20 protein-coding genes and 1 pseudogene are annotated in these 19620 nt (G+C 75.5%); 8 read left to right on the forward strand and 13 right to left on the reverse strand.

From position 1 onward, the window contains the following. The 3 genes from LPA42_RS20610 to LPA42_RS20620 form a co-directional block, all read right to left on the reverse strand. A partial coding sequence (locus tag LPA42_RS20610) for a DEAD/DEAH box helicase (protein ID WP_228986786.1) occupies positions 1–1739 on the reverse strand: 1739 nt, incomplete at its 3' end. A gap of 205 nt (positions 1740–1944) precedes the next feature. After that, positions 1945–2595, reverse strand: coding sequence for a trimeric intracellular cation channel family protein (locus LPA42_RS20615; protein WP_077936790.1), 651 nt, complete (start codon positions 2593–2595; stop codon positions 1945–1947). Positions 2596–2635: 40 nt separating this feature from the next. Further along, the gene (locus tag LPA42_RS20620) at positions 2636–2854 is read right to left on the reverse strand and encodes a DUF3039 domain-containing protein (RefSeq protein ID WP_043962508.1); all 219 of its coding nucleotides are present in this window, start codon (positions 2852–2854) and stop codon (positions 2636–2638) included. Between the two features lie 87 nt (positions 2855–2941). On the opposite strand from LPA42_RS20620, the gene LPA42_RS20625 reads away from it, so the two are divergent. Beyond that, positions 2942–3868 carry a pseudouridine-5'-phosphate glycosidase gene (locus LPA42_RS20625; protein ID WP_077936789.1) on the forward strand — a complete coding sequence of 309 codons (927 nt, stop codon included), beginning with the start codon at positions 2942–2944 and terminating at the stop codon, positions 3866–3868. Beyond that, the gene (locus tag LPA42_RS20630) at positions 3865–4782 is read left to right on the forward strand and encodes a carbohydrate kinase family protein (protein WP_077936788.1); all 918 of its coding nucleotides are present in this window, start codon (positions 3865–3867) and stop codon (positions 4780–4782) included. Before LPA42_RS20625 ends, LPA42_RS20630 begins: the two co-directional genes overlap by 4 nt. 49 nt (positions 4783–4831) lie before the next feature. Here LPA42_RS20630 and LPA42_RS20635 read toward each other — a convergent pair whose 3' ends face one another. Beyond that, a complete protein-coding gene (locus LPA42_RS20635) occupies positions 4832–5188 on the reverse strand; it encodes a DUF3099 domain-containing protein (protein WP_077936787.1) in 357 nt (118 codons plus the stop codon). Between the two features lie 125 nt (positions 5189–5313). Between LPA42_RS20635 and LPA42_RS20640 the strand changes: the two genes are divergently transcribed. Together LPA42_RS20640 and LPA42_RS20645 are read left to right on the forward strand one after the other, a co-directional pair. After that, positions 5314–5628: a hypothetical protein gene (locus LPA42_RS20640; protein ID WP_228986787.1), complete on the forward strand. Its 315-nt coding sequence runs from the start codon at positions 5314–5316 to the stop codon at positions 5626–5628. Between the two features lie 12 nt (positions 5629–5640). After that, on the forward strand, positions 5641–5952 hold the full coding sequence (locus tag LPA42_RS20645) for a hypothetical protein (protein WP_043964213.1): 312 nt from the start codon (positions 5641–5643) through the stop codon (positions 5950–5952). Positions 5953–6040: 88 nt separating this feature from the next. On the opposite strand, the gene LPA42_RS20650 is transcribed toward LPA42_RS20645, so the two are convergent. Both LPA42_RS20650 and LPA42_RS20655 read right to left on the reverse strand, forming a co-directional pair. Then, positions 6041–7246: a low temperature requirement protein A gene (locus LPA42_RS20650; protein ID WP_077936786.1), complete on the reverse strand. Its 1206-nt coding sequence runs from the start codon at positions 7244–7246 to the stop codon at positions 6041–6043. Between the two features lie 57 nt (positions 7247–7303). Further along, positions 7304–7888 (reverse strand): HhH-GPD-type base excision DNA repair protein, encoded by a 585-nt coding sequence (locus LPA42_RS20655; RefSeq protein WP_077936785.1) that lies wholly within the window; start codon positions 7886–7888, stop codon positions 7304–7306. A gap of 131 nt (positions 7889–8019) precedes the next feature. On the opposite strand from LPA42_RS20655, the gene LPA42_RS20660 reads away from it, so the two are divergent. Beyond that, positions 8020–9504 (forward strand): methyltransferase, encoded by a 1485-nt coding sequence (locus tag LPA42_RS20660; RefSeq protein WP_228986788.1) that lies wholly within the window; start codon positions 8020–8022, stop codon positions 9502–9504. A 55-nt stretch (positions 9505–9559) separates the two neighbouring features. Beyond that, the gene (dtd, locus tag LPA42_RS20665) at positions 9560–9982 is read left to right on the forward strand and encodes a D-aminoacyl-tRNA deacylase (RefSeq protein WP_077936784.1); all 423 of its coding nucleotides are present in this window, start codon (positions 9560–9562) and stop codon (positions 9980–9982) included. Positions 9983–10067: 85 nt separating this feature from the next. Here the strand turns inward: dtd and LPA42_RS20670 are convergent, their stop codons facing one another. Continuing rightward, a complete protein-coding gene (locus tag LPA42_RS20670) occupies positions 10068–10856 on the reverse strand; it encodes a sporulation protein (protein WP_043964209.1) in 789 nt (262 codons plus the stop codon). 251 nt (positions 10857–11107) lie between these two features. Here LPA42_RS20670 and sigB point away from each other — a divergent pair, with 251 nt between their 5' ends. Beyond that, complete coding sequence (gene sigB / locus LPA42_RS20675) at positions 11108–12112, forward strand: RNA polymerase sigma factor SigB (protein WP_091277515.1); 1005 nt, start codon at positions 11108–11110, stop codon at positions 12110–12112. A 132-nt stretch (positions 12113–12244) separates the two neighbouring features. Here the strand turns inward: sigB and LPA42_RS20680 are convergent, their stop codons facing one another. The 3 genes and pseudogenes from LPA42_RS20680 to LPA42_RS20690 all read right to left on the reverse strand — a co-directional run. Next, positions 12245–14803 carry a bifunctional GNAT family N-acetyltransferase/acetate--CoA ligase family protein gene (locus tag LPA42_RS20680; RefSeq protein ID WP_228986789.1) on the reverse strand — a complete coding sequence of 853 codons (2559 nt, stop codon included), beginning with the start codon at positions 14801–14803 and terminating at the stop codon, positions 12245–12247. Between the two features lie 30 nt (positions 14804–14833). Then, positions 14834–16015 (reverse strand): acetoin utilization protein AcuC, encoded by a 1182-nt coding sequence (locus LPA42_RS20685; RefSeq protein ID WP_077936783.1) that lies wholly within the window; start codon positions 16013–16015, stop codon positions 14834–14836. Between the two features lie 133 nt (positions 16016–16148). Next, positions 16149–16985: pseudogene (locus LPA42_RS20690) on the reverse strand (sulfurtransferase); the annotation flags it as partial. Between the two features lie 156 nt (positions 16986–17141). On the opposite strand from LPA42_RS20690, the gene LPA42_RS20695 reads away from it, so the two are divergent. After that, positions 17142–17825 carry a metal-dependent transcriptional regulator gene (locus LPA42_RS20695; protein WP_043962497.1) on the forward strand — a complete coding sequence of 228 codons (684 nt, stop codon included), beginning with the start codon at positions 17142–17144 and terminating at the stop codon, positions 17823–17825. Between the two features lie 33 nt (positions 17826–17858). Here the strand turns inward: LPA42_RS20695 and LPA42_RS20700 are convergent, their stop codons facing one another. The 3 genes from LPA42_RS20700 to LPA42_RS20710 form a co-directional block, all read right to left on the reverse strand. Further along, entirely contained in the window at positions 17859–18410 is a 552-nt protein-coding gene (locus LPA42_RS20700; RefSeq protein ID WP_077936781.1) for a hypothetical protein, read from the reverse strand. A 146-nt stretch (positions 18411–18556) separates the two neighbouring features. Beyond that, a complete protein-coding gene (locus LPA42_RS20705) occupies positions 18557–18799 on the reverse strand; it encodes a DUF5522 domain-containing protein (protein WP_043962494.1) in 243 nt (80 codons plus the stop codon). Between the two features lie 110 nt (positions 18800–18909). After that, positions 18910–19590 (reverse strand): class I SAM-dependent methyltransferase, encoded by a 681-nt coding sequence (locus tag LPA42_RS20710; RefSeq protein WP_077936780.1) that lies wholly within the window; start codon positions 19588–19590, stop codon positions 18910–18912. Positions 19591–19620: the final 30 nt, after the last annotated feature.

Here is a 19620-nt window from a genome sequence, read left to right on the forward strand (position 1 = left end):
CCCGGACACCGGGTCTGGACCGTGGCTATCCGTTCCTCGAGCTGTTCGATCGTGGCCTGGGCGCTGGGCGGGCCGCCGCACAGCCGGCGCAGCTCGGCGTGGATCTTGCCGTGCGGGAGGCCGGTGCGGTGGTGCCGCGCGGCCACGAGGGCGTTCAGTTGCCGCCGTAGCGCCACCCGGCGCTGGGCGGCGCTCATCGGCGGCGGAGGCGCCACCGTGGCCGTAGCGGCCGACTCAGCGGCCCGCTCGGTGGCCCGGCGGCGCTGGGCGGCCAGTTGCTCGGCCTGCCGCTTGGTGAGCAGCAGGGAGACCTGGTCGGCGGTGAGCAGCCCGGGCAGCCCCAGGTATTCCTCCTCCTCGGGGGTGCCGGCCTGGGCGGCCGTGCCGAAAGACGCGCCGTCGAAGATCACCTGGTCCAGCTCGGCGGTGGCGGACAGGGCGGCGAACCGCTTCTCCAGCTCCCCGCTGGCCTGGTCGTCGCGCTGGGCGCGCTCCAGCAGGTCGTCGTCGAAGCCCTCGCGGTCCTTCGGCTTGCCGAGCACGTGGTCCCGCTCGGCCTCCATCTCGCTGGCCAGCCCCAGCAGGTGCGGGACGCTGGGCAGGAACACCGACGCGGTCTCCCCGGGGCGGCGGGCCCGGACGAACCGGCCGATGGCCTGGGCGAAGTAGAGCGGGGTGCTGGCGCTGGTCGCGTAGACGCCGACCGCCAGCCGGGGGATGTCGACGCCCTCGGAGACCATCCGGACCGCCACCAGCCAGCGCTGCTCGGACGCCGCGAACGTCGCGATCCGGGCGGACGCGCCCTGGTCGTCGGAGAGCACCACCGCGGCCTTCTCGCCCGTGAGCCGCTCGATCAGCTTCGCGTACGAGCGGGCGGTCTGCTGGTCGCTGGCGATGATCAGCCCGCCGGCGTCGGGCATCCCCGCGTTGCGCAGCACGGTCAGCCGGGCGTCGGCGGCCCGCAGCACCTGCGGCATCCAGTCGCCGGCCGGATCCAGGGCGGTACGCCACGCCTGGGCGACGAGATCCTGGGTCATCGGCTCGCCCAGCCGGGCGGCCAGCTCGTCCCCGGCGTTCGTCCGCCACCGGGTCTCCCCCGAGTACGCCAGGAACAGCACCGGCCGGACCACGTTGTCGCGCAGCGCGTCGGCGTAGCCGTAGACGGCGTCGGCGCGGGACCTCAGCAGGCCGTCGCCGCCCCGCTCGTAGGTGACGAACGGGATCGGGTTGTCGTCGGAGCGGAACGGGGTGCCGGTGAGCATCAGCCGGCGCACGGCGGGCTCGAACGCCGCCTTCACCCCGTCGCCCCAGGTGCGGGAGTCGCCCGCGTGGTGGATCTCGTCGAGGATGACCAGGGTGCGTCGCGTCATGGTGCGCCGCCGGTGCACCTGGGGCGCCATCCCCACCTGGGCATAGGTGACCACCGCGCCGTGGAAGTCGGCGGACGAGTGCAGGTCGGCGTTGCGGAACGCGGCGTCGAGCTGGATGCCGACCCGGGCCGCCGCCTGCGCCCACTGGGTCTTCAGGTGCTCGGTGGGGGCGACCACGGTGACCGCCTCGACGGTGCCGTCGGCGAGCAGCTCGGCGGCGATCCGCAGGGCGAAGGTGGTCTTGCCGGCCCCCGGGGTGGCGACCGCCGTGAAGTCCTCGGTGCGTCGCCGCAGGTACTCCACCAGCGCCTTGCGCTGCCACGCACGCAGGGGCGGGAACGTCTCGAGCGCCGGCGTCCGGGCTGCCACGCGTCAGGCTCCTCTCCGACCGCGCGACGGCGGGCCCCGGTCGAGGGCCACGGGTGCCGCCGCCCATGAAAAGGCCCTCGCGCATCGGGTGCCGCGAAGGCCGGATCAGCATAACCAGCGCGGGCCGGTGGGCCCAGGCGACGCCACGCTGGTCACATCAGCACCCTCCGCACCACACGAACAGGCGGCACACGATCACCCTCGGTCAGGAGCCGGGGCCCCGGGCGCCGGTGCGGGGCGGGCGCAGCGTGGCCACCGGGGCGGACCAGCGCCGCCGCAGCGACACCAGGCGCAGCGCGAAGACGAACACCGCCGCAGCGGTCAGCCCGGCGGCGTCGGCCCGCCCGAACGCGTCGAGCAGCGCCACGGCGACCGCCCCGGCGAGGGCCGCCACCGCGTAGATCTCCCGGCGCAGCACCACGGGGATCTCGCCGGTGAGCAGGTCCCGGCCGAGCCCGCCGCCGATGGCGGTGAGCATGCCGAGCAGGCACGCGCCGACCGCCGGGACGCCGGCGTCGAGCGCCTTGAGGGTGCCGGTGACGGTGAACAGGCCGAGGCCGGCGGCGTCGAGCACCAGCACGGTGGTGCGCAGCCGGGCCAGTCTGGGGTGCAGCCAGAAGGTGGCGGCGGCGGTGAGCGCGGCCGTCGCCGCGTACCGCCAGTCGGCGAAGGCCAGCGGCGGCACCTCGTCGATCACCAGATCGCGGAGGATCCCGCCGCCGAGCGCGGCGACGAAGCCGACGAAGACGACGCCGAACAGGTCGAGACGCTTGGCCACCGCCGCCGAGGCCCCGGAGGCGGCGAAGACGGCCACCCCGGTCAGGTCGGCGAGGAGCAGGGCGGTGGAGGTGGTCACCGCCGAAGGTTACGTGGGCGGCCGGAGGGGCCGCCCATGGTCACTCGCCCCAGGATTCGTAGATCTCCTTGCACTTCGGGCAGACCGGAGAGCCCGGCTTGGCGGCCTTGGTCACCGGGAACTTCTCCCCGCACAGCGCGACGACGAAGGTGCCCATGACGGCACTCTCGGCGATCTTGTCCTTGCGGACGTAGTGGAACATCTCGGGACCGGTGTCGGCATCCTTCAGGTCCGGACGTTCGAGAACCTGTGTGTTCACTTCTGCACCTCCAACTTTCCAGTCTGGCAGGCCGACCTGGCCGGGTCCACCGCAGGCCACCCTTTCCCGGCCCGTACCGTAACGGACGTGAACAGCTTCCACACCCGCCTCGGCGTCGAGGTGGCCGCCGCCCTGCGCGACCGGCTTCCGGTCGTCGCCCTGGAGAGCACCATCGTCTCGCACGGCCTGCCCCGGCCCGACAACCTGCGGGTGGCCCGCGAGATCGAGCAGGCCGTCCGCGCCGCCGGGGCGGTCCCGGCGACCATCGGCATGGTCGGCGGTCAGCTCGTGGTGGGCCTCGACGACGCGGAGCTGACCCGGCTCGCGACCGTCGACGGCGTGAGCAAGCTCTCGGTGCGCGACCTCGCGATCGCCGCCGCGGCCGGCGCGGACGGGGCCACCACGGTCGCCGCCACCAGCGCGGTGGCCGCCGCCGCCGGGATCGGGGTCTTCGCCACCGGCGGGCTGGGCGGGGTGCACCGGGAGGCCGCGACGACCTTCGACGAGTCGGCCGACCTGGGCACCCTGGCCCGCACGCCGATCGCCGTGGTCTGCGCCGGGGTCAAGTCGATCCTCGACGTCGGGGCGACCCTGGAGCGGCTGGAGACCCTCGGCGTCGCCGTGGTCGGCTACCGCACCCGCCGGTTCCCCGGCTTCTATCTCACCGATGCCGGCTTCGACCTGGACTGGTCGGTCGACTCGCCCGAGCAGGTCGCCGACGTGCTGGCCGCGCGGGACGCCCACGGGGTGCACGGCGGGGGGCTGATCGTGGCCAACCCGCTGCCGGCCGACGAGCAGCTCGACCCCGCCCTGCACGACCGGACGCTCGCCGAGGGCCTCGCCCTGCTGGAGCGCGACGGGGTGACCGGCAAGGCCGTGACGCCGTACCTGCTCGCGCACTTCCACTCCGCCACCGAGGGCGCGAGCCTCGCGGTGAACGTGCGGATCATCCTGCGCAACGCCGACCTCGCCGCCCGGATCGCGGTCGCCGCCGCCGGCCGCGCCGCCGCATGACCGCTACGCGCCACCCGGCCGGGCCGGGCCGGATCGTCGTCGTCGGCGACCTGATCACCGACGTGGTCGCGGTGCTCGGCGGGCCGCTGGCCACCGGCTCCGACACCCCGGCCACGATCCGGGTCACCGGCGGTGGGCAGGCCGCCAACACCGCCGCCTGGCTCGCCGCCCAGGGCGTGCCGGTGACCATGGTCGGCGCAGTCGGCGACGACGACGCGGGCCGCGACCGGGTCGCCGAGCTGGAGCGGGCCGGCGTCGACTGCGCCGTCGAGCGGCACGTGGGCCGCACCACGGGCACCGTGATCGTGCTCACCGGCGACGGCGAGCGCACGATGGTGACCGAACGGGGGGCGAACCTGCGGCTGGGCGCCGGGCACGTCGACGCCGCCCTCGCCGCAGCGCCCGACGCGCGGCACCTGCACCTGTCCGCGTATCCCCTGCTGGACGTCGGGTCGCGCGGCGCCGGGCTGCGCGCGCTGGCCGCGGCGCGCGAGCGCGGGCTCACCACGAGCGTCGACGCGGCGTCCGCGGCGCCGCTGCGGCGGGTCGGCGCGGCGGCCTTCCTGACCTGGGTACGCGACGTCGACCTGCTCCTGGTCAACGCCGACGAGGCGGCCGTGCTGGCCGGCGGGCTGGACCCGGCGGCGCAGGCGCGGGCGCTGACGGCGACGGCCCGGCGGGTGGTGGTGAAGCGGGGCGCGGCCGGGGCGGTGTGGGCGGACCGGGCGGCGACGGTCAGCGTGGCGCCGACGCGGCGGGTGGCCGTGGCCGACGTCACCGGGGCCGGGGACGCCTTCGCGGCCGGGCTGCTGTCGGCCTGGCTGGCCGGGGCGGGGCCCCGGGCGGCGCTGGACCGGGCCGGCGACCTGGGCGCGCTGGCCGTGTCGACCATCGGCGCGCGCCCGACGGGCTGACGGCGGCCCGCCCTGCGCGCGCCGGCCGCCGGGGGCCGGGCCGTGCCGGTCAGGGCTCGGCGTCGATGACCTTGTGCGGGCGCTCCTCGGCGGCCAGGCTCATCGGCGGGGCCGGGTCGGTGTGCCGGGGCTGGAAGCGGTTGGCCAGCCGGTGCTTCTCCTTCGGCGGCCGGTCGTTGGCCAGCAGCACCGCCAGCCACGGGATGAGCACCATCCCGAGGCCGCACAGCGGCAGCCACAGCCAGAGCATGGGCGCCTGCGCGCCGACCAGGATCGCGCCGACGATCACGCAGGCCACCCGGACGCCCATCATCACGACGTAGCGGCGCTGCCGGCTGGTGAGCTGGTCGTCCTGGCTGCGGGCCGCGTCGGTGATCAGGATCGGCTGGTACGCCTGACGCTTCACCACGAACCTCCAAGAGGGATCGCCCCCATCCTGTCACCCCGGGGCGTTGATCGGTTCGTCGCGGGGCGTTGATCAGCGAAATCGACTCGTTCCGGCTCGTGTTACGCCCGTGGTACGCTCCGCTCGTGGGCAGCCGGTTCAGCTTCACCGACGAGGCGTTGGCCAACCTGCGGGTCTACGACGTCACGCCCGGGGAGGTCTGGGAGGCGCTGCACAGCCCGCGGCGGGTCATCCGGCACCTGGGCGACGACGTGATGGTCGTCTACGCCGCCGCCCGCCACGGCAGGCGGCTGGCCGTGCTGCTCGCCGAGGCCGACGGCGCCGACAACGACTGGGACGTGCTCTCCGCCCGGGAGCTGACCGACGCCGAGGCCAAGCGCTACGACGAGGCCGTCCGCCGGTTTCCCGACGACGACGCCGGCCGCAGATTCCGCCGATGAGGAGGCGTGGCGATGAACCGTAACGACGCGACCAAGCAGTTCCACGGCGGTGGCGACCCGCTGGCCGAGTTGATCGACACCGGCGCGCCCGTGGAGCTGCCCACCCCCGACACCGACGTGCCGATGGTCAGCCGCTCGGTGCGGCTGCCGCTGGAGACGTACGAGCGGGTGCGGGCCGCCGCCGACGCCCGGGGCATCGGGGTGACCACGCTGATGCGGCAGTGGATCGAGGCCGGCCTGGCCGAGCTGGACGACTCGGCGACGGTGTCCCTCGCCGACGTGCGGCGGGCCCTCGCCGCCCTCTCCCGGCCCACCGCGGCCTGAGCCCCGGGCCACAACCGCGCCTGAGCCCCGGGCCACGACCGTCTGGACCCCGGCCCCGGGGCGGCCCTGGATGGCGGTGGGCGGGCCGCTACAGCGGCGATGCGGGGCGCTCGGCCGGGCGGCCCCACGACCGCGCCGCGTCGCTCACGGCGATCGCCACCAGCACGGCGGCCGCCGACGCGAGCGCAACCATCGGCGACATGCGCAGCGCCAGCGGGGCCAGCGCGACCAGCACCAGCACCCCGGCCAGCCGAGAGCGGGAGACCCGGCCGAAGATCTCGTACTCGAAGCGTGCCCGGGCGGCCAGGAACAACGCGGGGCCGCCCATGACGAAGACTGCCCACGTCGACTCCGTCCGGGCGAAGGGATGGTCGATGACCAGCTCGTAGCCGACGCCCGTGACCAGCACACCGGCCACCATCACCAGGTGGGTCCAGCTCGCCGACTCGCCCAGCAGCCCCGGCGACCGGGCCACCCGGATCGCCTCGGCCAGCAGGTGCCCGGCCCGGTGGAAGTAGATCCGCCAGAACAGCGCCGTCACCAGGAACGAGAGGGCGAACGCCCCGAACCCGGCCGCAGAGAAGCCGCTGTTGCTGAACGTGAAACCGATGATGAGGATCGTCTCGCCGAGCGCGATCAGGAAGATCTGCTGGTACCGCTCCGCCAGGTGTTCGCCCATCACGGCCCAGCCGGAGACCCGGGTCGGCCCGAGACGCGGCACCGGCCAGCCGAGCGCCAGCCCCGTGTAGTCCCAGGTCAGTCCGGCGGTCCAGAGCACCGCCCGGAGGGCCGGCTGCGGCACCAGGGCACCGGCGAGCCAGGCCAGCGCGCCGACCGTCATCCAGGCCACGATGCGCGCCGTCACCGTCCGACGGGGGTGCCGGCGCAGCGCCACGGTGACCAGCAGCGGCCGGCCGATCTGCATCGCCAGGTATGCGCAGGCGAAGGTCAGCGCCCGCTCGGCGAAGGCCCGGGGCAGCGCGACGGCCATCACCATGCTGCCGAACATCGAGGCCACCACGACGAACTGGATGACCCCGCGCTCCGGCTCGTAGCGGCTGGTCACCCAGGCCGTGAGCGTCCAGACCAGCCAGAGCGCGAGGAACAGCAGCAGGGTCTGCGCGACCTCGCTCCACACGTCCCGGCCGGGGGACGCCACGTCGTCGATGATCCGCTGCGACACCCGGGTCAGCGCGAAGACGAACACCAGGTCGAAGAAGAGCTCCAGGAAGCTGGCCCGGGGCGAGCTCACCGCGCCCCGCAGCAGCGCCGTGCCCCGCTGGTCCTCCGTCATCGCCCACCCGTCGCCGACGCCCGACGGGCTCAACGAGCCCGAGCGGCGCGGGTTTCGTCAGCCCTTCGCGGCCTTCGCCTCCGCCTTCATCCGCTGCTTGTACTCGCGTACGCGGCGCAGCGAGTCCGCGTCGGCCACGTCGGCCACCGACCGGTACGCGTCGGCGTCGCCGTAGCCGCCGGCCGCCTCCCGCCAGCCGGCCGGGGTGACGCCGTACCGCTTGCCGAGCAGCGCGACGAGGATCTGCGCCTTCTGCCGGCCGAACCCGGGCAGCTCGGTGATCCGGCGCAGCAGTTCCCGCCCGTCGGCGACGTCGGCCCAGAGCCGGGCGGCGTCACCGTCGTACCGGTCGACCAGCACCCGGCACACCTCCTGCGTCCGGGCGGCCATCGCCTTCGGGAACCGGTGCAGGGCGGGCGGCTCGGCGAAGACCGCCACCAGGGCGTCCGGGTCGTAACCGGCCAGCTCGCGGGCGTCCGGCTCGTGCCCGAGGCGCTGGGTCAGCACGTACGGCGAGGAGAACGCCTTCTCCATCGGGATCTGCTGGTCGAGCGTCATTCCCAGCAGCAGGGCCAGCGGGCTGCGCTCCAGCAGCCGGTTGGCCTCGGGGTCGATGGGCAGCGAGAACGTCATGCGGTCCATCCTGCCCGTCCGCCGCCCGGGGACGACGCCGACTCCCCGACACCGGCTCCCGGCCCGGCCGGTCCCGCCCGGCGGTCGGATTTCGGGGCGGCGGTGCCGATGCGCGCCGCCTCGACAGGCAGGATGGCGACGTGGACGAACACGACATGCTGCTCTCCCCCGCCGGCGTCGAGGCGCTCCGGACGGCGCTCGCCCGCGCCGCGTACACCTCGAACGGCATCGCCGACCGGCTCGGACCGCAGGCCACCGGCGGGATCGCCCGCAACGACTTCCGGGCGGCCCTGCGCGCCACCGCCGACCTCGACCCGCTGGCCACCCTCATCCGGGTGTTCATCTGCGACCAGACCGAGCCGGAGGCCGCGGTGGCCGCCGCGCTCGCCCCGCTGACCGTGGCCGAGGCGCTGGCCGGGGGCCTGGTGGAGCGGCACGGCGACGGGCTGCGCGCGGGCGTCGACCTGGAGCCGTATGCCGACGACTGGTGGGTCCTCGCCGACCTGCCGGTCAGCTCCCGGCCGGGCCGGCCGCTGCACTCCGAGCACGTGCTCGGCATCGGCGGGGCGACCCAGACGCTGATCGGGGCGGCGGTGCGCCGGCCGGTGGAGACCGCGCTCGACCTGGGCACCGGCTCCGGGGTGCAGGCGCTGCACCTGGCCACCCACGCCCGCCGGGTCACCGCGACCGACGTCTCCGAGCGGGCTTTGCGCTTCGCCGCCACCACGGCCGCGCTCAACGGCCAGGACTGGGAGTTGCTGCGCGGGGACCTGGTCGCCCCGGTCGCCGGGCGCCGGTTCGACCTGGTGGTCAGCAACCCGCCGTTCGTGGTCGGCCCGGGCACCACCACCCACGTGTACCGGGACTCGGGCCGGGTCGGCGACGCGATCGGCGCCGAGCTGGCCGCCGCCGCACCGGGGCTGCTCACCGAGGGCGGCACCATGCAGTACCTGGCCAACTGGGTGCACGTCACCGGGGAGGACTGGGGCGAGCGGGTGGCCGGCTGGTTCACCGGCACCGGCCTGGACGCCTGGGTCATCCAGCGGGAGGTCGCCGACCCGATGGCGTACGTCAACCTGTGGCTGACCGACGTCGGGGAGGCCGCCGACCCGCACCGGGCGGCGGCCTGGCTCGACTGGTTCGACGCGCACAAGGTGGAGGCGATCGGCTTCGGCATCGTCTCGCTGCGCCGCGGCGGCCACGCCGACCCGGTGGTGCGGGTGGAGGACCTGCGGCAACGGGTGGAGCCGCCGCTGGGCGGCCAGATCGCCGCCTGGTTCGACCGCCAGGACTGGCTCCGGGCGCACGGCGCCGACGGGCTGCTCGACGCGCGCTACCGGGCCGCCGAGGGGCTCCAGCTGCGGCAGGAGGCGACCATGGGCGACGAGGGCTGGGCGGTGGACCGGCAGGTCCTGGCGATGCCGCACGGGCTGCGCTGGACGGAGGAGATCGACCCGTTGGTGCTGGCCCTGGTCGGCGGCGCGGACGGCCGGCTGCCGATGCGCGACCAGCTCGCCCTGCTCGCCGCCGCGCACGACGTGACGCCGCAGGAGCTGGCGGAGGCGGCCGGCCCGATCGTGGCGCACCTGGTGGAGCGCGGCGTCGTCGAGCCGGTGACCGACTGATGCGGGCGCTGAGAGCCACGCGGATGCCGGCGGCGGCGACACGGGCGGTGCTCTGATGCGGGCGGTCGTGCAGACCGTCGGCCGGGCCAGTGTCACCGTCGACGGGGAGGTCGTCGGCGCGGTCACCGACGGGCTGCTGGTGCTGCTCGGGGTGACCCACACCGACACCGGGGAGACCGCCCGCACCATGGCCCGCAAGATCCACGAGCTGCGCATCCTGGACGACGAGCGCAGCGCGGCGGACACCGGTGCGGGCATCCTGGTGGTCAGCCAGTTCACCCTCTACGGCGACGCCCGCAAGGGCCGGCGGCCGAGCTGGACCGCCGCCGCCCCCGCCGAGGTGGCCGAACCCCTGGTCGAGGCGGTCGTGGCGGCCCTGCGGGAGCGCGGCGCCCCGGTGCAGACGGGCCGCTTCCGCACCCACATGCTGGTGGAGAGCGTCAACGTAGGCCCCCGCACCCTCCTCCTGGACCTCTGACCCCGCCCTTGGTGATCAAGAGGTTTGCGTCAGCCGCCGGCCGGAACCGGACGCAAACCTCTTGATCACCGAAGAGGTCCCGGGGTCAGAAGAAGAGGCCGCGGCGCTGGATGGACTGGCGCAGCCAGCCGTCGAGCTGGGCGGCCCAGTCGGTGTTGTGCACCGTGGCGTGGTCGACGGTGAACCGGCCGAAGGCGTCCCGCCCCTCGGTGAACACGCCGCCCCGCTTGTCGATCTCCAGCACCACCTGCACCTGCTGCGGGTCGGTGACGAAGGTGACCTCCAGCTGGTTGATCGCCTGGGCGTACTGGGGGGCCGGGTAGAACTCGATCTCCTGGTAGAACGGCAGGTGCTGGCGTACCCCGTAGATGTGGCCCCGCTCGACGTCGGCGCGGGCGAACCGGAAGCCCAGCCGCAGCAGCGCCTCCAGCAGCGCCTCCTGGGCCGGCAGCGGGTGCACCGCCACCGCGTCCAGGTCGCCCTTGTCGACCGCCCGCGCCACCTCCAGCTCCGTACGCAGCCCCATCGTCATCCCGTGCAGGTGCTGCCCGTACAGCTCGGTGAGCGGGGTCTCCCAGGGCACGTCGAAGCGGAACGGGACGTCGTAGCGCTGCCCCGGCTCCAGCCGGAACGCCCCCGTCACCTGACGGCGGTGGAACTCCTGGGTGGTCTCGTACTCGCTGTCGCCGCTCTCCACCTCGACCCGGGTGACCAGGCCCAGCGCGACGTAGTCGATATCGACCGCGTGCTCGCCGCCCGCCACGTGCACGACGCCCTCCAACTGACCGCCCGGACGGCAGTTCGGATTGCTCAGCACCGTCTCCACCGACGGACCGCCCACACCCATCGCCTGCATGAGCCGCTTGAAGACCACGACGCCCTCCACCCTCTCGAAGATCGGCCGACGAGCCGCCGACCTGCTGATTCGGCCCGAACGACCGACTGCCGGCACGGTAGCCGGGCCTGGCAAGGTCAGGGGTCCGCCACACCCCTATCCGCTGTCGGTTCCCCGATCGCCTCACTCCCGTTTCACGTCCCGCTTGCCAGAGTGTGAGTCACCGGCACCACTGGGCCGGCAACGCGGCACCGACGTGGACACGGGGAGAGACAGAGATGGTCCTTCAGATGATCGAGAACCAGATCGGCCCGGCCGTCACCACCGACGCCGAGGCTGCCGCCGACACCCTGACCGACCTGGACGCCACCGACGAGCGCGGCGTCTCCACGGACCTGGTCCGGGCCTACCTCAACGGCATCGGGCGCACCAAGCTGCTCACCGCCGAGCAGGAGGTGGTGCTCGCCAAGCGGATCGAGGCCGGGCTGTTCGCCGAGGAGAAGCTGGCCACCTGCACGCCGGTCTCGACGGAGCTGCGCGCCGACCTGGAGATCGTCGTCGCCGAGGGGCGCACGGCCAAGGACCACCTGCTGGAGGCCAACCTCCGCCTCGTCGTCAGCATCGCCAAGCGGTACACGGGCCGGGGCATGGCGTTCCTCGACCTCATCCAGGAGGGCAACCTCGGCCTGATCCGGGCGGTCGAGAAGTTCGACTACACCAAGGGCTTCAAGTTCTCCACGTACGCGACCTGGTGGATCCGGCAGGCGATCACCCGGGCGATGGCCGACCAGGCCCGCACCATCCGCATCCCGGTGCACATGGTGGAGCAGGTCAACCGGATGGTCCGGGCCCGCCGCGAGCTGGCCGTCACGCTGGGTCGCGAGCCCACCGTGGCCGAGGTCGCCCGGGCCATGGACGTCCCCGAGTTCCAGGTCATCGAGCTGATCTCGTACGACCGGGAGCCGGTCAGCCTCGACCAGGCCGTCGGCGAGGACGGCGAGAGCGCCCTCGGCGACTTCGTCGCCGCCGTCGACCCGGCCGCCGAGCCCGGCGCTGCCGCCGCCGACGGCGAGCTGCGCAACGAGGTGCAGATCGTGCTGGCCACCCTGTCCCAGCGGGAGCAGGCGGTGATCCGCCTCCGCTTCGGCCTGGACGACGGCCGGCAGCGCACCCTCGACGAGGTGGGCAAGGAGTTCGGCCTGTCCCGGGAGCGGATCCGGCAGATCGAGAAGGTCACGCTGCTCAAGCTGCGCGCCCCGGAGCGGGCGCAGCGACTGGAGGCGTACGCCTGCTGAGCGGCACACGTAAGGAGGGGCCCCGGCGGTTCACCGGGGCCCCTCGCGTGTGCGGTGCGGCGCTGGGCGCGGGCCCAGCGGTGTTAGGAGGGGGCCCTTCCTATGCAGAATGCGTTAACAAGGTGCCCTTCCTTACAGGCGGCGGGGGCCCGTGTCGGGGCGGGCGCCCGCCGCGCCCACGCCCACCGTGGCGTGCAGCACCGAGATGCCGTCCGGGCGGGCCAGCACCGGGTTGAGGGTGAGCGAACGCACCCGGGGCTGCTCGTCGGCGAGCCGCCCCACCCGCAGCAGCAGCTCCGCCAGGGCGGCCCGGTCCACCGGCGCGGCCCCCCGGTGCCCGCGCAGCAGCGGCGCCGCCCGGGGCGCGTCCACCAGCTCGGCGGCGTCGGCGTCGGTCAGCGGCACCGCCCGCCACGCCCGGTCGCCGAGCAGCTCGGTGGCGACGCCGCCGAGGCCGAACCCGACCACCGGCCCGAACGCCGGATCCTCCACCAGCTCCACCACGCACGGCACGCCGGGCGGGACCATCGCCTGCACCAGGACGTCCGCGCCGAAGACCGCCGACATCTCCGCGTACGCCCGGCGCACCGCCGCCGCGTCGGCCAGGTCGAGCCGGACCGCGCCGAGGTCGAGGCGGTGCCGCAGCCCGGGGGCGGCGGCCTTCAACGCCACCGGGCAGCCGAGCGCCCCGGCGGCGGCGACCGCCTCGTCGGCCGACCCGGCGCGCACCGACGGCACCACGTCGATGCCGTACGCGCCCAGCAGCCCCGCCGGGTCGGCCCCGTCGGCGCGCAGCGCGGCGGACGCGGCGGCGGGGTCGATCCGGGGCAGCTCGGGCAGCGCGCCGGTCGGCCGGCGCAGCCAGTCGGCGTACGCGGCGACCCGGGCCAGGGCCCGCACCGCCTCCTCCACGCTCGGGTACGCCGGCACCCCCGCCGGCACGCGCCCGGCGAGGAAGGTCGCCACCACCGGCTTACCGGCGTCGAGCGCGCCGGGCAGGGCGGCGGCGAAGTCGGCCTCGGTGTCGGTGAGCTGGCCGGGCAGCGGCGGGGCGAAGACCGCGACGAGGGCGTCCACGCCGTCGTCGGCGGCGGCCGCGCCGAGCGCGGCGGCGAACTCGGCCGCCCCGGCCCGGGGGCCCACGTCGGACGGGTAGCCGGCGGCCACCGTCAGCCCCTGGGTGGCGCAGGCGGTGGCGGCCAGCCCGGTCAGCGCCGAGGAGTTGCCGACCACGGCGACCCGCCGCCCGGCGGGCCGGGGCTGGTGGGCCAGCAGCACGCCGACGTCGAGCAGCTCGGCGACCGTGTCGACCCGGATCACCCCGGACTGGGCGAACAGGGCGCTCACCGCGACCGCGTCGGGGCCGGGCGCGTCGCCGCCCAGGCCGGGCGGGCGGGCCGGGGACGCCAGCGCCACCACCGGCTTGTCCCGGCCGATCCGCCGGGCCAGCCGGGCGAACTTGCGCGGGTTGCCGAACGTCTCCAGGTACAACATGATCACGTCGGTGCCGGGGTCGTCCTGCCAGTATTGAAGCAGGTCGTTGCCGGAGACGTCGGCCCGGTTGCCGGCGGAGACGAAGCTGGACAGGCCGAGGCCCCGCCGGGCCGCCTCGGCGAGCAGCGCCACCCCGAACGCGCCGGACTGGCTGAAGATGCCCACCCGGCCGGGGGCCGGCAGCGCGGGGGCGAGGGTCGCGTTGAGGCGTACCTGATCGGCGGTGTTGGCCACGCCGAGGCAGTTCGGGCCGACGACCCGCATGCCGGCGGCGTGCGCGGCGCGGACCAGCGCCCGCGGGGCCGCCGCGCCGCCCGCACCGGCCTCGGCGAAGCCGGCCGAGATCACCACCAGGCCGTGCGCGCCGGCCGCCGCCGCGTCGGCCACCACCGAGCCCACCGCCTCCGGGGCCACCGCGACGACCGCCAGGTCGATCGGGTGGCCGGCGTCGACCGCCGACGGGTACGCGGGCAGCCCCGCCACCGTCGCCGCGCTCGGGTGCACCGGCACGACCGGCCCGGGGTAACCACCGTCGCGCAGATGCCCGAGCAGGGCCGCACCGACGCCCTGCCCGGTGGCGCTCGCGCCGTAGACGGCCACGCCCCGGGGGGCCAGCAGCCGGGCGATGGAGCGGGCCTCGGTGCGGTGCTCCCGGCCCCGCTGCACGGCGAGCGTCGCCTCGGTGGGGGCGATCGGGAAGCTCAGGTGCACCACGCCGTCGGCGTACTGGCGTTGGACCTGGTAGCCGAAGTCGGCGAAGACCCGCAGCATCGCCCCGTTGGCCGGGAGCACCTCGGCGACGAAGCGCACGATCCCGGCCCGGCGGGCCGCGTCGGCCAGGTGCTCCAGCAGCACCGAGCCGATCCCCCGCCCCTGGTGGGCGTCCTCCACCACGAACGCCACCTCGGCCTCGGGGGCCTGCGGGCCGAGCCGCTCGTAGCGGCCCACGGCGACGATCCGCCCGGCGGCGAGCACCACGAACGCCTCCCGGTCGCGGTGGTCGACGTGGACGAACCGGTTCAGGTCCCGCTCCGGGATGCGCGGGTACGGTGAGAAGTAGCGCAGGTAGCGGGTGCGCTCGGAGAAGCGGGCGTGCATCGCCACGATCCCCGACGCGTCCTCCGGGCGGATCGGGCGCAGCCCGACGGTGCTGCCGTCGCTCAGCAGCACGTCCACCGGCTGGTCGACCGTGGTCACCGGTTCCGGCCTCCTCCCCAGGTCGCCGGCTCAGTCCCGAGGGTCGTGCGGGTCGAGGCCGAGCAGGGGGAACACCGCCTTGCGGGTCGCCGCGATCGCCCGGTCCACCGAGCTCGGCTCGCCGGTCGGCTGCCAAGGCGCGAACGCGGGGTCGGCGTCGTCGGTCATCCGCAGCGGCACCTCCCGGCCGGGGCGGCGGGCGGCGGCCAGAGCACGCCAGCCGGGCGGGGTGAGCGTCGCCGGGTCGATCGGGTCGCCGGTCGCCACCGCGAGCAGATGGGTCCAGGCGCGGGGCACCACCTCGACGAGGGCGTACCCGCCGCCGCCGGTGGCCACCCAACGGCCCTCGCACAGCTCGTCGGCCAGCGCCCGCAACGCCAGGTAGGTGGCGCGCTGCCCGTCGACGCTCAGGTGCAGGTCGGCGAGGGGGTCGAGCCGGTGCCCGTCCGCCCCGCACTGGGTGACCAGGAGCTGCGGCCGGAACGCCCGCAGCACCGACGGCACGACCGCGTGGAACGCGCGCAGCCAGCCGGCGTCGTCGACCCCGGGCGGCAGCGGCACGTTCACGGCGGTGCCCTGCGCCTCCGGCCCGCCCGTCTCGTCGGGGAACCCGGTGCCGGGGAACAGGGCGAGCGGGGTCTCGTGCAGGCTGACGGTGAGCACCCGCGGGTCGTCCCAGAAGACGGCCTGTACGCCGTCGCCGTGGTGCACGTCCACGTCGACGTACGCGATCCGCTGCGCGCCGAGGTCGAGCAGGCGGGCGATGGCCACCGCCGGGTCGTTGTAGACGCAGAACCCGGCGGCGCGGGCCGGCATCGCGTGGTGCAGCCCACCGGCCACGTTGACCGCCCGCCGGGCCTCGCCCCGCCACACCGCCTCGGCGGCGGCCACCGTGGCGCCGGCGACCAGCGCGCTGGACTCGTGCATCCCGTCGAAGACCGGATTGTCCGACGTGCCCAGCCCGAACCCGGCGAACAGCGGGTCGCGGGGGGCGACGCGGACCGCGTCGAGGTAGCGCGGGTCGTGCACCCGGGTCAGCAGGGCGTCGTCGGCCGGCTCGGGCCGGACCAGCCGCACCCCGGGCCGGCCCAGGACGCCCAGCTCCCCGGCGAGCGCGACGGTCAACTCGACCCGCACCGGGTCGAGCGGATGGTCACCCATGTCGTAGGCGAGCAGGGCCTCGTCCCACACCACCACCGTGTCCTCGGACATGGGGTCATCGTCGCACGGGTCACCGACGCCGCCCAGCGCACGCGCTGCTGCGTGGCCGGTGTCTCCCTGGTCGGCGGGCTCGCCCGACGGCCGGCTCCCCTGGTGGTCGGGAGCCGGACGCGCAGCCGCCGGTGGCGACGGGGCGGGACGGGTCGGCCACCCAGTTGCTCCACGATCCGACGTAGAGGGCGGCGTCCGGGCGGCCCGCCAGGTGCAGGGCGAGCACGGCCTGCGCGGCGGTCACCCCGGACCCGCAGTACGCCCCCACGGGCGCGGCGTCGGCGACCCCGGCGGCGGCGAACCGCTCCCGCAGCGCCCCGCCCGACGGGAAGCGGCCGTCCGGTCCGACGTACTCCCCGGCGGGCAGGTTCACCGCGCCCGGCACGTGCCCGGCCACCGGGTCGACCGGCTCGTGCTCGCCCCGGTAGCGGGCCGCGGCCCGCACGTCGAGCAGCGTCCCGTCGCCGGTGGCGGCCAGCGCGGCGGCCGCGTCGGCGTCGAGCACCGGCAGCCCGCCCGGACGGACGGTCACGTCCCCGGGGGCCGGCGTGGGCACGTCGGTCGACACGGGCAGGCCGGCGGCCACCCAGGCCGGGAAGCCGCCGTGCAGCACCCGGACCGGCCGGTGCCCGGCCCAGCGCAGCGTCCACCAGGCCCGTGCCGCGCCGAGGCCGTCGCCGCCGTCGTACACGACGACGGGGTGACCGGCGCGGACCCCGGCGGCCCGCAGCGCGGCCTGGAGGACGGCGGGGTCGGGCAGCGGATGCCGGCCGGCCGCGCCCGGCGGCCCGCACAGCGCGGCGTCCAGGTCGACGAAGACCGCGCCGGGCAGGTGACCGGCGGCGTGGTCGTCGCGGCCGGGCGGCCCGGCGAGCCGCCACCGGACGTCGAGCAGGGCGGGCGGGTCGGCGGAGTCGAGCTCCGCCGCGAGCCGGTCGGCTTCGACCAGCAGCTCCTCGGTACCGGACATGGCGTCCAGTCAACACCATCCGGGCGGTCACCTCGCGATTCGGCCGCGGGCGATGTCCGGCGGCCGGGGTACCATCGACCTCCGGGAGGTCGCCGACGTGAAGCACCTGGTCGACACGAGTGGGCGCGGAACTGCCTCCGCCGAGAGGGGGAATCGATGCGCCACGATCTAGTGGACACGACCGAGATGTACCTGCGCACCATCCTGGAGCTCGAGGAGGAGGGCGTCCCGCCGCTGCGCGCCCGGATCGCCGAGCGGCTGCGGCAGAGCGGTCCCACCGTCAGCCAGACCGTCGCCCGGATGGAACGCGACGGGCTGCTCACCGTCGAGGGCGACCGGCACCTCGCGCTGACCCCGCTGGGCCGCGCGTCCGCCGTGTCCGTGATGCGCAAGCACCGGCTCGCCGAGCTGCTGCTGGTCAACGTCATCGGGATGCCCTACGAGGAGGCCCACGAGGAGGCCTGCCGGTGGGAGCACGTGATGAGCGACGCGGTGGAGAAGCGGGTGTACGACCTGCTCAACCGCCCCACCCGCTCCCCGTACGGCAACCCGATCCCGGGCCTGGAGGAGCTGGGCACGCCCGAGCAGCCGACCGACCGCAGCGACGGCGAGCGCAACCTCGCGTTCCCCGGGCTCACCGGCACGGTGGTCGTGCGGCGGATCTGCGAGAGCGTGCAGACCGACGCCGACGTGCTGCGCCAGCTGCACGCCGCCGGGGTCGACCCGGGCGCGACGGTCACCGTGGCCCAGGAGCGCGACGGCGTCTCCATCGACCGCTCCGGCGACCGGGTCCGGCTGCCCCGCGAGGTCGCCTCCCGGGTCTTCGTCGCCGCCCACTGACCTGACGCCGACACCCGGGCCCGGCGAAAAAGTTCACAGGGCCCGGGTGTCGACCGTTCCCGCCAGCGCGACCAGCTTCCCGGCCACCTCCTCGGCGGCGGCGCGCTCGGCGTCCTTCGGCAGCGTCCAGCGCAGCACGGCCAGCCGGTCCTCGGCGGCCAGCCAGCCCACCTCGGCGACCGGCCCCTGCCCCTTCGTCGCCGCCCCGGTCCGCCGGTAGGCGACCTGACCCAGCCGGCTGACCTTCCGGGCCCCGGCGGGCTGCACGTCGGCCGTGAAGTCGGCCACGTCGATCGACGTGTCGGTGACGGTGAGGGCCAGCTCCGGCAGCAGCGCCCGCTTCGCGCGCAGCACGCAGGTGCGGGTGTCGTCGCGCGTGCTCGCCGCCGCCACGTCGAACCGCTCCCCGGTGTGCTCCTCGACCACGGCGAAGTCGAGCAGCCGGCAGGCGCCGCCCGAGGACGCCGCCGGGACGTCGACCGCGACCGGCGTGCCGCGCGGCACCGCCACCGGCTCCGCCGCCTCCGCCCCGCACCCCGTCACCAGCAGCGCCGACACGCCCGCCAGGCAGATCCAACCGCGCACGCCAACCTCCGCGCCTCCCGGCGGTTCCCGCCGATGTCCGCCCGACACCGTACGGGTTGTCCGCCTCGGGCGAAAGCCCACGGTCGGCGGTGCTCCAGGCGGCCGAGAGCCAGGCGGCGGCGGTGGGCCGCCCGGGGCCGGCGGGCTCAGTCGGCCACGTACGGACAGTGTCGGCAGCCTCGCCCACAGCAGGTGCCCCGGCGGGCCAGGAAACCGGCGGTGAGCACGAACAGGCCGGTCTCCGGATCGGGATAGCCAGCCTGCCCCGCCGCGAGGGCGGCGGCGTGCGCGGCGAGGATCCGCCCCCGGTGCGGATGGTCCGGCGGCAGCCGCGACGGGTGCGGCTCGGTCAACGGCCGGTCCGCCAACGGCACCCGCTCTCCCCCCACCGCCGCAGTGTAAGGAAGGGCACCTTGTTAACGCATTCTGCATAGGAAGGGCCCCTTCCTAACACTCCTCGGCGCCCCACCGCCGCGCCCGCCGCGCGGCCCGCCGCCGCCTACGCCGGGTCGGCGTCGTGGGGCCGGCGGGCCAGCAGGTACGCCTGTGGGCCGCGCTCGTAGTCCTCCGGCTCCCGGACCAGGCGGGCGTGCACGGCGAACCCGGCGGCGGCGAGCTGCGCGGCGATCCGGTCCGGCGGCAGCCAGTGCACGTCGTAGGAGACCGTGTGGCCGTACGCCTGCTCCAGGCGGATCCGCCGGTCGCCGGCCTTGAACGCGAGCAGCAGCTCGCCGCCCGGGGCGAGCACCCGGTGGAACTCCGCGAAGACAGTCGGCAGCGCCTCCGGCGGCAGGTGGATGATCGAGTACCAGGCGACGAGGCCGGCGAGGCCGGCGTCGGGCAGCGGCAGGTCGGTCATCGAGGCGACGCCGAAGCGCAGCCCCGGCCAGGACTCACGGGCCACGGCGACCATCCCCGGCGACAGGTCGAGGCCGGCGACGCCCAGCCCGAGGCCGCACAGATAGGCGGTGATCCGGCCCGTGCCGCAGCCGACCTCCACAACCGGCCCGGACGCGGCCGCCCGGGTGGTCCCACCACCGCCCACCAGCTCGGCGAAGGCGGCCAGCAGGGCCCGCTCCAACGGCCTACGCGCCAGCTCGCCGTGGACCAGCCGGGCGTAGTCGACGGCCACCTCGTCGTACGCGGCGCGGGTCTCCCGCAGCCAGTTCGGTTCCCCCATGACGGGCGACCCTAGCCGCTGCCGGACACG

Origin of the sequence: Micromonospora sp. DH13, assembly GCF_020873825.1 — a bacterium.
Classification (GTDB): Bacteria; Actinomycetota; Actinomycetes; order Mycobacteriales; family Micromonosporaceae; genus Micromonospora; species Micromonospora haikouensis.

Coding starts and splice junctions, on each gene's coding strand:
- LPA42_RS20655 (WP_077936785.1), bottom strand. CDS start 7,888: ATGGACCGCATGACGTTCTCGCTGCCCATCGACCCCGAGGCCAACCGG.
- dtd (WP_077936784.1), top strand. CDS start 9,560: ATGCGGGCGGTCGTGCAGACCGTCGGCCGGGCCAGTGTCACCGTCGAC.
- LPA42_RS20630 (WP_077936788.1), top strand. CDS start 3,865: ATGACCGCTACGCGCCACCCGGCCGGGCCGGGCCGGATCGTCGTCGTC.
- LPA42_RS20695 (WP_043962497.1), top strand. CDS start 17,142: ATGCGCCACGATCTAGTGGACACGACCGAGATGTACCTGCGCACCATC.
- sigB (WP_091277515.1), top strand. CDS start 11,108: ATGATCGAGAACCAGATCGGCCCGGCCGTCACCACCGACGCCGAGGCT.
- LPA42_RS20645 (WP_043964213.1), top strand. CDS start 5,641: ATGAACCGTAACGACGCGACCAAGCAGTTCCACGGCGGTGGCGACCCG.
- LPA42_RS20710 (WP_077936780.1), bottom strand. CDS start 19,590: ATGGGGGAACCGAACTGGCTGCGGGAGACCCGCGCCGCGTACGACGAG.
- LPA42_RS20650 (WP_077936786.1), bottom strand. CDS start 7,246: ATGACGGAGGACCAGCGGGGCACGGCGCTGCTGCGGGGCGCGGTGAGC.
- LPA42_RS20685 (WP_077936783.1), bottom strand. CDS start 16,015: ATGTCCGAGGACACGGTGGTGGTGTGGGACGAGGCCCTGCTCGCCTAC.